The following is a 12,100-nucleotide window of genomic DNA, read 5'->3' as shown; positions in this document are numbered from 1 at the left end:
ACCCCCCCCCCCCCCCCCCCCCCCCCCCCCCCCCCCCCCCCCCCCCCCCCCCCCCCTACCCCCCCCCCCCCCCCCCCCCCCCCCCCCCCCCCGGGGACCTACTCCTCGTCCTCGTCGTCCAGCCGGGCCAGCCAGGTGGCCAGCCGCTCGACCGGCACCTCGAAGTCCGGGTTCAGATCGACGAACGTCCGCAGCTGCTCGGCGAGCCACTCGAAGGTGACCTCCTCCTCGCCGCGCCGTTTCGCCAGTTCCTCGATGCCTCGGTCGGTGAAGTACAACTCTCGCTCCTGATACGGACGGGACGAGCCCTGCTCGGTCCCATGAAGACGCGCTGCCTCCCAGGGTAAGGCCGTGCGAACGCCGGAGGGTCCGGCCCGAGTCACCACGACTCGGGCCGGACCCTCATCCGGCAAACACCCCTGGGGGCGGCGCGGGGAACCGCGCGACCTGCCACGACGCACCCGCCGCCGGCGACGGACACCGCACTGCGGCCGACGCACCGCACCGCAGTCAGCGGCCGTCCCCGCACCACCCGGCGGGAAGCGCCTACGCCTCGAACACCTCACGCACCAGCTGCTCCTGCTCGGCCTGGTGACGCTTGGCCGAACCGACCGCCGGGGACGAGCCGTGCGGGCGCGAGATGCGGCGCAGCCGCTCCCCGTGCGGCACCTCGGCGCCGACCGCCAGGTCGAGGTGGTCGATCAGGTTGAGCGCGATGAACGGCCACGCACCCTGGTTCGCCGGCTCCTCCTGGGCCCACAGGTACTTCTCGGCGTTCGGGTACTTGGCGATCTCGGCCTGGAGCTCGGCACCCGGCAGCGGGTACAGCCGCTCCAGGCGGATGATCGCCGTCTCGGCCGCCGCGGGGTCCGAGGCGCCGCGCTTCTGCCGCTCCGCCTCCAGGTCGTAGTAGACCTTGCCGGCGCAGAAGACGACCTTGCGGACGGCGGCCGGGTCGGCCGACGCGTCGCCGATGACCGGGCGGAACTGCTGGTCGGTGAACTCCTCCGCCTTCGACGCGGCCGCCTTGAGACGCAGCATCGACTTCGGCGTGAAGACGATCAGCGGCTTGTGGTGCGGGTTGTGGACCTGCCACCGCAGCAGGTGGAAGTAGTTCGACGGGAGCGTCGGCATCGCGACCGTCATGTTGTTCTGGGCGCAGAGCTGGAGGAACCGCTCCGGGCGGGCCGAGGAGTGGTCCGGGCCCTGGCCCTCGTAGCCGTGCGGGAGCAGCAGGGTGACGCCGGACGTCTGGCCCCACTTCTGCTCCGCCGAGGAGATGAACTCGTCCACGACCGTCTGCGCGCCGTTGACGAAGTCGCCGAACTGCGCCTCCCACATGACGAGCGCGTCGGGGCGGGCCAGCGAGTAGCCGTACTCGAAGCCCATCGCCGCGTACTCCGACAGCAGGGAGTTGTAGACGTTCAGGCGCGCCTGGTCCTCGGACAGGTACAGCAGCGGGGTGAAGTCCTCGCCCGTCGCCCGGTCGATGAGCACCGCGTGACGCTGGCCGAACGTGCCGCGCTGCGAGTCCTGGCCCGCCAGCCGGACCGGGACACCCTCCAGCAGGAGGGAGCCGATGGCGAGGGTCTCGCCCATGCCCCAGTCGATCGTGCCGTCCTCGACCATCGACGCCCGGCGCTGGAGCTGGGGCAGCAGCCGCGGGTGGACGGTGACGTGGTCGGGGATGTTGACCTGCGACTCGGCGATCCGCTTGACGACCTCGGTCGACACCGCGGTGTTCACGGAGACCGGGAACTCGGCCTGCGGGTCGGAGGACGCCGGCGACAGCGGCTGCGAGGTGGCCTCGCGGACCTCGGTGAAGACCTTCTCCAGCTGGCCCTGGTAGTCCTGGAGGGCCTGCTCGGCCTCCTCCAGGGTGATGTCGCCGCGACCGATCAGGGACTCGGTGTAGAGCTTGCGCACCGAGCGCTTCTTGTCGATCAGGTCGTACATCAGGGGCTGGGTGAACGCCGGGTTGTCCGACTCGTTGTGACCGCGGCGGCGGTAGCAGATGAGGTCGATCACGACGTCCTTGTTGAACGCCTGACGGAACTCGAAGGCCAGGCGCGCGACGCGGACGACGGCCTCGGGGTCGTCGCCGTTCACGTGGAAGATCGGCGCCTCGATCATGCGGGCCACGTCGGTGGCGTACATGGAGGAGCGCGAGGACTCCGGGGCGGCGGTGAAGCCGACCTGGTTGTTGATGACCACGTGGACGGTGCCGCCGGTGCGGTAGCCGCGCAGCTGGGACATGTTGAGCGTCTCGGCCACCACGCCCTGGCCGGCGAAGGCCGCGTCACCGTGCAGGGCGACCGGCAGGACCGTGAAGTCCGTGCCGCCCTTGTTGATGATGTCCTGCTTGGCGCGGGCGATGCCCTCCAGGATCGGGTCGACCGCCTCCAGGTGGGAGGGGTTCGCGGCCAGCGAGACCTTGATCTGCTCGCCGTCCAGACCGGTGAAGGTGCCCTCGGCGCCCAGGTGGTACTTCACGTCGCCGGAGCCGTGCATCGACTTCGGGTCGAGGTTGCCCTCGAACTCGCGGAAGATCTGCGCGTACGACTTGCCGACGATGTTGGCGAGCACGTTCAGCCGGCCGCGGTGGGCCATGCCGATGACGACCTCGTCCAGGCGGGATTCCGCCGCCGAGTCCAGGACCGCGTCGAGCAGCGGGATGACGGACTCGCCGCCCTCCAGGCTGAAGCGCTTCTGGCCGACGTACTTCGTCTGCAGGAAGGTCTCGAACGCCTCCGCGGCGTTCAGGCGGCGGAGGATGCGCAGCTGCTCCTCGCGCTCCGGCTTGGAGTGCGAGCGCTCGATGCGGTCCTGGATCCACTTGCGCTGCTTCGGGTCCTGGATGTGCATGAACTCGACGCCGGTGGTGCGGCAGTACGAGTCGCGCAGCACGCCGAGGATGTCGCGCAGCTTCATCAGGGACTTGCCCGCGAAGCCGCCGACCGCGAACTCGCGCTCCAGGTCCCACAGCGTGAGCCCGTGCTCGGTGATGTCGAGGTCGGGGTGCTTGCGCTGGCGGTACTCCAGCGGGTCGGTGTCGGCCATGACGTGGCCGCGGACCCGGTAGGAGTGGATCAGCTCGAAGACGCGGGCGGCCTTGGTGACGTCGTCGTCGTGGCTGGCGTCGATGTCCTTGAGCCAGCGGACCGGCTCGTAGGGGATGCGCAGCGCCTCGAAGATCTCGTCGTAGAAGCCGCTCTCGCCGAGCAGGAGGTTGGCGACGATCCGCAGGAACTCGCCGGACGCGGCGCCCTGGATGACCCGGTGGTCGTAGGTCGACGTGAGCGTCATGACCTTCGAGATGCCGAGCTTGTTCAGGGTGTCCTGGGAGGTGCCCTGGAACTCCGCCGGGTAGTCCATCGAGCCGACGCCCATGATGACCGACTGGCCGGGCATCAGGCGCGGCACGGAGTGCACGGTGCCGAGACCGCCGGGGTTGGTCAGGGAGACCGTGACCCCGGTGAAGTCGTCCATGGTCAGCTTGCCGTCGCGGGCGCGGCGGACGATGTCCTCGTAGGCCTGCCAGAACTCGAAGAAGTTGAGCGTCTCGGCCTTCTTGATGCCGGCGACGACGAGCTGGCGGTCCCCGTTCGGCTTCACCAGGTCGATGGCGAGGCCGAAGTTGACGTGGGCCGGCTTGACCAGGGTGGGCTTGCCGTCCTTCTCCGCGAAGGAGTGGTTCATCGACGGCATGGCCTTGATGGCCTGCACCATCGCGTAGCCGATGAGGTGGGTGAAGGAGATCTTCCCGCCCCGGGCACGCTTCAGGTGGTTGTTGATGACGATCCGGTTGTCGAAGAGCAGCTTCACCGGGACCGCGCGCACGGATGTGGCCGTGGGCACCTCGATCGAGGCGTTCATGTTCTTCGCGACCGCGGCGGCGGGCCCGCGCAGCGGGACCAGCTCCGGGCCGTCGGGGGACTCCGCCGCGGGCGTGGCCTTCGGCTGCGCGGCGGGGGCCGGCTTCGCGGGGGCCGGCGCCGGAGCGGCGGACCGGGCGGGAGCCGGAGCCGCGGCGGCGGGCTTCGGGACGGCCGGAGCCGGAGCCGGGGCGGCCGCGGGGGCCGCCGGAGCGGCGGGCGCGGGCCGGGCCGGGGCGGCGGGTGCTGCCGGGGCCGGGGTGGTGGTCCCTGCGGCCCCCGCGGCCGCAGTACCCGCCGTGCCCGAGGCGGCAGGTGCCCCCGGCTTGTAGTCGGCGAAGAAGTCCCACCAGGCTCGGTCTACGGAATTCGGGTCCTGGAGGTACTGCTGATAGATCTCGTCGACGAGCCACTCGTTGGGGCCGAACGCCGCGGCGGGGTTCTTCCCGGCTTGGTGGTCGGTCGAGATGCTCGAGTTACTGGGGGACTGTGGCGACACGGCGGCAACCGCCCTCTTCCGCTTCACAAGGTGATGGGACAGCGGGAATAAAGGCTACGCCTCCTGGAGGGCGGAGGTCAGGCCGGGCCCGTCCATCGTCGCGTAAGTCACATCGAAGAGCGGGTTTCGGGGCTGGAAATGGCGGGAAACAAGCGCGGTTGCGCTGCGGAAGGGACGCGGGAGGGTGCGTCGGCCCCGGCACGGCGCCCACCAGGGGCGGGCCCCGCCTGATCACACGTGTCCGTCGGCGCGGACGCGGATGGATCTTGTGACTCCGGTGCGAACTTTACGTCAACTTTGAACTGAAGGCTCTCCCGGAAGAGTGACGATAATCCTGCAACCCCGATCGGATTCGGCCACACCGATCCGGCCGCCGTGCAGATCCACCGCCCAGCGGGCGATCGCCAGGCCGAGACCCGTGCCGCCGTCACTGCCCGGACCGTGCGGTCGGCTGACGTTGCCGCGGTTGAACCGCTCGAACACCCGGCGCCACTCCGACCGGGGGATGCCGGGACCCTCGTCCAGCACCTCCAGCTCCAGCGACTCCGGCTGCGGCCCACGCCGCGCCCTGACCGTCACCCGGCCGTGCGCCGGGCTGTGCTTGACCGCGTTGTCGATGAGGTTGGCCACGACCTGGTGGATCCGCTCCGGATCCGCGTGCGCGGTCAGCTCCGGCGGGGTCACGTCGAGGTGCAGATGGACGTCCGTCCGGGTGTGGCTGCCGGAGCCGGAGGCGATGCCCGCCCGCGCGGAGGCGACCATGTTGGCCTCCTTCAGCACGCCCGACAGATACGGCCACACCTCGAAGCGGCGCTTCTTCAGCGGTACGACGCCGTTGTCCAGCCGGGACAGGTCGAGCAGCGTCTCCACCAGCCGGCCCAGCCGCTCGGTCTGCTTCAGGGCCGTGCGCATCGTCTCGGGGTCGGCCTGCTGGACACCGTCGACGATGTTCTCCAGCACCGCCCGCAGCCCCGCGATGGGCGTGCGCAGCTCGTGCGAGACGTTGGCCACCAGCTCCTTGCGCTGGAGCTCCTGCGCCTCCAGCTCGTCGGCCATCACGTTGATGGTCTGGGCCAGGTCGCCGAGCTCGTCGCGCCGGTTCTCGCGCACCCGGCGGGTGTAGTCACCGTGCGAGATGGACCGGGCCACCGTGTTCATCTCGTCCAGTGGCGCGGTGAGCGAATGCGCCACGAACTGCGTGATCAACAGTGTGGCGATCATCGAGAAGACCGTGATGAAGCGCAGCTCCGTCTTGGTGTGCACCGCGATCATCGACAGCCCGGTGGTGATCAGCACCGAGATGACGACCAGCGCGCCCAGTTTGGTCTTGATCGAGAACGGGCGTACGCCGCCCCAGGGCGCCCCGGGGCTTCTCCGTGGGGCCGGCCCGTCGCTCATGGCGTCGGCGTCTCCAGCGCGTAACCCACCCCGTGCACGGTGCGGATCCGCTCGGCGCCGATCTTCCGCCGCAGGGCCTTGATGTGGCTGTCGACGGTCCGGGTGCCCGAGGCGTCGGCCCAGTCCCACACCTCGGCGAGCAGCTGCTCACGGGAGAGCACCGCGCGCGGGGTGTTGGCCAGGCACACCAGGAGGTCGAACTCGGTGGGCGTCAGATGCACGTCGTCGCTGCGCACCCGCACCCGGCGCTGCGCGTGGTCGATCTCCAGCTCGCCCAGCCGCAGGATCCCGCTGCGCGGGGTGGAGGCCGCGATCGCGGCCCGCTCCACCCGGCGCAGCAGCACGTGCACCCGGGCGGCCAGTTCACGCATCGAGAACGGCTTGGTCATGTAGTCGTCGGCGCCCACGCCGAGCCCGACCAGCATGTCGGTCTCGTCGTCGCGGGCGGTCAGCATCAGCACCGGCACCGGGCGGGCGGCCTGCACGCGACGGCAGACCTCCAGGCCGTCGAAGCCGGGCAGCATGATGTCGAGGATCAGCAGATCGGGCTGCCACGCCTCGGCCGTGTCGACCGCGGAGGGGCCGTCGCCCGCCGTTTGCACGAGGAATCCCTCGGCGCGCAGTCGGGTCGCGATGGCGTCCAGGATCGTCGGATCGTCCTCGACGACCAGGACCCGGCGCTGAGCGCCGGGGGCCGCCGCCGTGCCGTTGTGGGAGGTGTGTGTCTGCTCCATCGCCCGCCCCTGAGTTGCTTTCCGGGACCAGTGGGGTGATCCCTTGTCTGCGCATGACTGCGGTTGACGCATGAATGATCGGCGTCAGGTAGGCAGCGTACGGGGAGTCACGGCGCCTTTGCTATCCAGGTCGGACGGCGAGATGCACGACGTCGGGAACGCCCCGGGCAACGGGGATCTCTTCGGTACGCACCTGTTGGAACCCGGCATTCCGTAGGGATCCTTCAAATTCCGGAGAGGGCTGGGCCGACCACACCGCGAGTACCCCGCCGGGGTTCAACACCCGTGCGCAGTCGGCCAGTCCACGCGCCGAGTAGAGGCTGTCGTTGCCCTCGGTGACCGTCCAGCCGGGTCCGTTGTCGATGTCGAGGCACAACGCGTCGTACGTGGCGCACGTCTCATTGACGAATTCGACCAGATCCGTTTCCAGAATTTCGGTGCGCGGGTCCGCGAGAGCGTCCGCGGAGAGCGCGGACAGCGGGCCGTCGCGGTGCCAGTCGACGATGGCGCTCTCGCGCTCGACGACCGTGATCCGGCCCCAGCGCGGATTCGCGGCGGCGTGTGCGAGCGAGAATCCGACGCCCAGTCCGCCGATCAGCACCCGCGGCCCGGCCGGGGGCGCCGGCCGGCCGTCCAGGGCGTCGAGCGCCGCGTCGACCAGCAGCCGCTCCGACCGCCCGTCGGAGGTGTCCATCAGGAAGCACCCGTTGGCGATGATCTGCAGCAGCCCGCCGTGACGCCGCAGCACGACCTCGCCGGACGGGCCCTCGCGACGGTCCAGGACTTCGGGAATGTCGTACGAGAGGGACATCGGTCCATCCTGGCAGCCGGGCGGCGCGGGAGCGGGCGAATTACCGGGGGCCGCTCGCCGGTTGCCGGAGACCGCCCGCCGCTTGCCGGGGGCCGCCCGCCGGAGGGCCGCCGCTGGAGGTGCCCGCCCGCGCCCGCGGGTGTCCGGGAAGTTCCTGTGAATCGCCCGGTGCGTGGCGCCGGTCATAGACAGTGCCGGAGCGGGCAGCGAAGTGTTGGGCGAAACGGAAGGGGCCCTCACCGTGGAGCAGATGGAAACGGTCGACGCGCCGGAGCGGGCGGCGCCCCGAAACCCGTCCGCCGGCGCGCGCCCGCCGGCTGGGCCCGGGTTCCTGGACGGGGTCCCGCGCCAGCGCGGCACGACATCCGCCGCCGGTACGGCCGAGTCGGCCCGGCCGACCCCGGCCGCGCGGGCCGGGACGTCGGCCGAGGTGCCGGCCGGGACGTCCGCGTCCGCGCGGGCCTGGTCATCCGCCGCCGGTACGGCCGAGTCAGCCCGGACGACCCCCGCCGTGCCGACTGGGACGTCCGCCGCCGCGCAGGTCGGGACACCCGCGTCCGTGCCGGCCCGGACATCCGCCGCCGCGCCCCGCCGCATCCCGCGCGCCTGGCGCCTGCTTCCCACACCGGCCGCGACACCGTTCACCTTCGTCTACGTCCTCGTCCTCGCCGTCACCTCGGCCGTCACCGCCCAGGCCGACCCGGCCGTCGTGCACGCCCTGCACCAGGGTTCGAGCACCGATGTGGCGCACCTCGTGCACACGCCCGTGCTGGTGCTGTTCGCCAGCGCCCTGTGGATCGCGGGCGGGATCACCTCGACGTACGCGCTCGGACTCGTGCTGGTCCTCACCGCGCTGGAGCGGCGGATCGGCGGCCCGCGGGCGGCCGGCGTGTTCCTCCTGGGGCATGTCCTCGCCACCCTCGCCACCGAGGTCCCCGTCGGCGTCGCCGTCCTGGCGGGGCACCTTCCGGCGAGTTCGCTGCACCGCCTCGACTACGGCGTCAGCTTCGGCGTGGCCGCCGCCACCGGCGCCCTGGCCGGACTCCTCAGCCCCTGGCTCGGCCGGTCGCTCCTGGCGCTCGTCGGCGGGGCGCTGGTCCTCGACCTGTTCGCGTTCACCGATCCCATGACGGAGTGGGGCCATCTGATAGCCCTGTCCACGGGCGTCGCGACCTGGCCTTTCGTCCGCCGGCAGCGGCGGGCGCGGACCGTGGCCCCGGCGGCGGGCATCAAGTAGCCCCGATCGGGGTTGCACGGACGGGCGGTGCGGCGCGAGGCCCGCGCCGTCCGCCGTGATCCCGTCGTCGGCACCGCTCCGTGATCGCCCAGAGCGAACGGACGCCCTCCCGGGGAACATTCGGCGGCGCCCCTGCATTGAGTCGGCATAGCTCAACTTGAATGCCGAAGGGGAGATCATGGCTTCGACGTCCACACCGCTCACTCTGCCTGTGCTGCCGCTCGACGACGAGGTCGTGCTGCCCGGAATGGTGGTCCCGCTCGACCTGAACGACGCCGACGTACGGGCCGCGGTGGAGGCCGCCCAGTCCGCCGCCGGCTCCGGACCCGGCAAGCCGCAGGTCCTGCTGGTCCCGCGCGTCGACGGGTCCTACCCGGGCACCGGCGTGCTCGGCACCGTCGAGCAGGTCGGCCGGCTGGCCGACGGCGACCCGGGCGCCCTGATCCGTGGCCGCGGCCGCGTGCGGATCGGCGCCGGCACCACCGGCCCCGGCAAGGCCCTGTGGGTCGAGGGGACGCGGATCGAGGAGAGCGTGCCCGAGCCGCTGCCCGGTCACGTCACCGACCTCGTGAAGGAGTACAAGGCCCTGGCCACCGCCTGGCTGCGCAAGCGCGGCGCCTGGCAGGTGGTCGACCGGGTGCAGGCCATCGACGACGTCTCCACGCTCGCCGACAACTCCGGCTACTCGCCGTTCCTGACCACCGAGCAGAAGGTGGAGCTGCTGGAGACCGCCGACCCGGTGGCCCGTCTCAAGCTCGCCACCCAGCACCTGCGCGACCACCTCGCCGAACAGGACGTCGCCGAGACCATCGCCAAGGACGTCCAGGAGGGCGTGGACAAGCAGCAGCGCGAGTTCCTGCTGCGCCGCCAGCTCGAAGCCGTCCGCAAGGAACTGCGCGACCTCAACGGCGAGCAGGACGGCGAGGAGTCCGACGACTACCGCGCCCGCGTCGAGGCCGCCGACCTGCCCGAGAAGGTCCGTGAGGCCGCCCTCAAGGAGGTCGACAAGCTGGAGCGCTCCAGCGACCAGTCGCCCGAGGGCTCCTGGATCCGCACCTGGCTCGACACCGTGCTCGAACTGCCGTGGAACGACCGTACCGAGGACGCCTACGACATCCAGGGCGCCAAGGCCGTCCTCGACGCCGAGCACGCCGGCCTGGAGGACGTGAAGGAGCGCATCACCGAGTACCTGGCGGTGCGCAAGCGCCGCAGCGACCGGGGCCTGGGCGTGATCGGCGGGCGGCGCGGCGGTGCCGTGCTCGCGCTCGTCGGGCCGCCCGGCGTCGGCAAGACCAGCCTCGGCGAGTCCGTCGCGCACGCCATGGGCCGCAAGTTCGTCCGGGTCGCCCTCGGCGGCGTCCGCGACGAGGCCGAGATCCGCGGTCACCGTCGTACGTACGTCGGCGCGCTGCCCGGCCGGATCGTGCGCGCGATCAAGGAGGCCGGGTCGATGAACCCGGTGGTCCTGCTGGACGAGATCGACAAGGTGGGCTCCGACTTCCGCGGCGACCCCGCGGCCGCCCTCCTGGAGGTCCTCGACCCGGCCCAGAACCACACCTTCCGCGACCACTACCTGGAGGTGGAACTGGACCTGTCGGACGTCGTCTTCCTGGCCACCGCCAACGTGCTGGAAGCGATCCCCGAGGCCCTGCTCGACCGCATGGAACTGGTCCGCCTGGACGGCTACACCGAGGACGAGAAGGTCGTCATCGCCCGCGACCACCTGCTCCCGCGCCAGCTGGAGCGGGCCGGCCTGAACGACGACGAGGTGGTGCTCGACGAGAGCGCGCTGCGCAAGCTCGCCGGCGAGTACACCCGGGAGGCGGGCGTCCGCACCCTGGAGCGGTCCATCGCCCGGCTGCTGCGCAAGGTGGCGGCCCAGCACGAACTGGGCGCACGCGAACTGCCGTTCACCATCACGGACGGCGACCTGCGCGAGCTGATCGGCCGGCCGCACCACGTGCCCGAGTCCGCCCAGGACCCGGCCGAGCGCCGGACGGCCGTGCCCGGCGTGGCGACGGGCCTCGCGGTCACCGGCGCGGGCGGCGACGTGCTGTTCGTCGAGGCGTCGCTGGCCGACCCGGAGACGGGCGCGGCCGGACTGACCCTGACCGGCCAGCTGGGCGACGTCATGAAGGAGTCGGCGCAGATCGCCCTGAGCTTCCTGCGCTCCCGCGGCGCCGAACTGGAGCTGCCCGTGGGCGACCTGAAGGACCGGGGTGTGCACATCCACTTCCCGGCCGGCGCGGTCCCCAAGGACGGCCCGAGCGCGGGCGTCACGATGACGACGGCGCTGGCGTCGCTGCTGTCCGGCCGTCTGGTCCGCACGGACGTCGCCATGACCGGCGAGGTCTCGCTGACCGGCCGGGTGCTGCCCATCGGCGGGGTGAAGCAGAAGCTGCTCGCCGCGCACCGGGCGGGTGTCACCACGGTGATCATCCCCAAGCGCAACGAGCCCGACCTGGACGACGTCCCCGCGGAGGTGCTGGACAAGCTCGACGTCCACGCCGTCACGGATGTCCGCCAGGTCCTGGAACTGGCCCTGACGCCGGCGGTGAACGGCGCGGAGCCGGAGGTTCCGGTGGCGGCGTGACGGACGCGACCGGTTGAGCGGAGGCCCGGGTCCCGTAGGGAGGCCCGGGCCTCCGCCATGCCCGGCGGGCGGTCAGCCGTAGGCCAGCGCGGCGACGCGGTCCAGCGCTCCGTTGAACCGGTCGTGGTCCCCGACGGTCGGCCCGGACGAGGTGTACTGCCACATGGTGTGGAAGCTCCAGCCGGCCGGCAGGGTGCCCGGGGTGGAGGCGTAGCGGGCGATCCACAGCGGATGCGCGGCGGCGAAGCCGCTGTGGTCACCGGTGCACTGCGTCCACCAGGAGGTGGCCGTGTAGATCACCGCGTCCCGGCCGGTGCGGGCCCGGTACCGGTCGAGGAAGCCGCCGATCCAGCTCACCATCGCGCTCTGTGTCTTGCCGTAGCAGGCCGCGCCGTAGGGGTTCCACTCGATGTCGAGCACGCCCGGCAGCGTCCTGCCGTCCCTGGACCAGCCGCCGCCGTGGGCGACGAAGTAGTCGGCCTGGGCGGCGCCGGTCGCGGTGTCCGGGGTCGCGAAGTGGTACGCGCCGCGGATCATGCCGACGTCGTAGGCGCCGTCGTACTGCTGCGCGAAGGACGAATTCGTGTAGTACGTCCCCTCGCTCGCCTTGGTGTAGGCCCACCTGACCCCGCTGTTCCACAGGGTCGCCCAGGCCACGCTGCCCTGGTAGCCGGAGACGTCCACGCCCTCCGTCGCGGCGGCGCGGGTGACGGGGCTGCCGCCTCGCCCGTCGTGGGCCAGGACGCCCATGCCCATGTACGCGAGGCCGCGGGCCGGGGTGTCCGCGGCCGAGGCCGGGACGGTGAGGGGCAGGACGAGGGCGAGGGCGGCGAGCAGGAGCCCGGCGGGGGTGCGGGGCCGGATGCGGACAGGTCCGGGTCTGTGCACGGGCATGGCGTGCCTCCGAGGGTTCGGTGATGCTTGCTCAGCGGGTCGGCGTGTGCATGCCATTC

The 12,100-nt window shown here is 71.8% G+C and carries 8 protein-coding genes; 2 read left to right on the top strand and 6 right to left on the bottom strand.

All coding sequences use genetic code 11. The features are described from left to right. Positions 1-98: 98 nt before the first annotated feature. The 5 genes from AC07AZ_RS24580 to AC07AZ_RS24560 all read right to left on the bottom strand — a co-directional run bounded on the left by AC07AZ_RS24580 (position 99) and on the right by AC07AZ_RS24560 (position 7,317). Positions 99-278 (bottom strand): DUF6104 family protein, encoded by a 180-nt coding sequence (locus AC07AZ_RS24580; protein ID WP_371669170.1) that lies wholly within the window; start codon positions 276-278, stop codon positions 99-101. A gap of 268 nt (positions 279-546) precedes the next feature. Beyond that, on the bottom strand, positions 547-4,374 hold the full coding sequence (locus AC07AZ_RS24575) for a multifunctional oxoglutarate decarboxylase/oxoglutarate dehydrogenase thiamine pyrophosphate-binding subunit/dihydrolipoyllysine-residue succinyltransferase subunit (RefSeq protein ID WP_478851199.1): 3,828 nt from the start codon (positions 4,372-4,374) through the stop codon (positions 547-549). A gap of 291 nt (positions 4,375-4,665) precedes the next feature. After that, positions 4,666-5,772: a sensor histidine kinase gene (locus AC07AZ_RS24570; protein ID WP_478851197.1), complete on the bottom strand. Its 1,107-nt coding sequence runs from the start codon at positions 5,770-5,772 to the stop codon at positions 4,666-4,668. Next, positions 5,769-6,506, bottom strand: a complete 738-nt coding sequence (locus tag AC07AZ_RS24565; RefSeq protein ID WP_478851195.1) for a response regulator transcription factor — start codon at positions 6,504-6,506, stop codon at positions 5,769-5,771. The genes AC07AZ_RS24570 and AC07AZ_RS24565 overlap by 4 nt, the downstream gene beginning before the upstream one ends. Before the next feature lie 121 nt (positions 6,507-6,627). Next, on the bottom strand, positions 6,628-7,317 hold the full coding sequence (locus AC07AZ_RS24560; protein WP_478851193.1) for a spermine/spermidine synthase domain-containing protein: 690 nt from the start codon (positions 7,315-7,317) through the stop codon (positions 6,628-6,630). Positions 7,318-7,567: 250 nt separating this feature from the next. Between AC07AZ_RS24560 and AC07AZ_RS24555 the strand changes: the two genes are divergently transcribed. Continuing rightward, on the top strand, positions 7,568-8,554 hold the full coding sequence (locus tag AC07AZ_RS24555; RefSeq protein ID WP_478851324.1) for a rhomboid-like protein: 987 nt from the start codon (positions 7,568-7,570) through the stop codon (positions 8,552-8,554). Between the two features lie 178 nt (positions 8,555-8,732). Then, positions 8,733-11,147 carry an endopeptidase La gene (lon, locus tag AC07AZ_RS24550; protein WP_478851191.1) on the top strand — a complete coding sequence of 805 codons (2,415 nt, stop codon included), beginning with the start codon at positions 8,733-8,735 and terminating at the stop codon, positions 11,145-11,147. A 72-nt stretch (positions 11,148-11,219) separates the two neighbouring features. Here the strand turns inward: lon and AC07AZ_RS24545 are convergent, their stop codons facing one another. Then, entirely contained in the window at positions 11,220-12,041 is an 822-nt protein-coding gene (locus AC07AZ_RS24545; RefSeq protein WP_478851189.1) for a lysozyme, read from the bottom strand. Positions 12,042-12,100 lie beyond the last annotated feature (59 nt).

Source organism: Streptomyces sp. NPDC043878 (genome assembly GCF_056435735.1).
Note: the sequence above shows the minus strand (reverse complement) of the source record. Positions and strands in the feature narration are given on the sequence as shown.

Excerpts from the sequence above, each read along its gene's own strand:
- AC07AZ_RS24570 (WP_478851197.1), bottom strand. The coding sequence starts at position 5,772 with ATGAGCGACGGGCCGGCCCCACGGAGAAGCCCCGGGGCGCCCTGGGGC.
- AC07AZ_RS24565 (WP_478851195.1), bottom strand. The coding sequence starts at position 6,506 with ATGGAGCAGACACACACCTCCCACAACGGCACGGCGGCGGCCCCCGGC.
- AC07AZ_RS24560 (WP_478851193.1), bottom strand. The coding sequence starts at position 7,317 with ATGTCCCTCTCGTACGACATTCCCGAAGTCCTGGACCGTCGCGAGGGC.
- AC07AZ_RS24555 (WP_478851324.1), top strand. The coding sequence starts at position 7,568 with ATGGAAACGGTCGACGCGCCGGAGCGGGCGGCGCCCCGAAACCCGTCC.
- lon (WP_478851191.1), top strand. The coding sequence starts at position 8,733 with ATGGCTTCGACGTCCACACCGCTCACTCTGCCTGTGCTGCCGCTCGAC.
- AC07AZ_RS24545 (WP_478851189.1), bottom strand. The coding sequence starts at position 12,041 with ATGCCCGTGCACAGACCCGGACCTGTCCGCATCCGGCCCCGCACCCCC.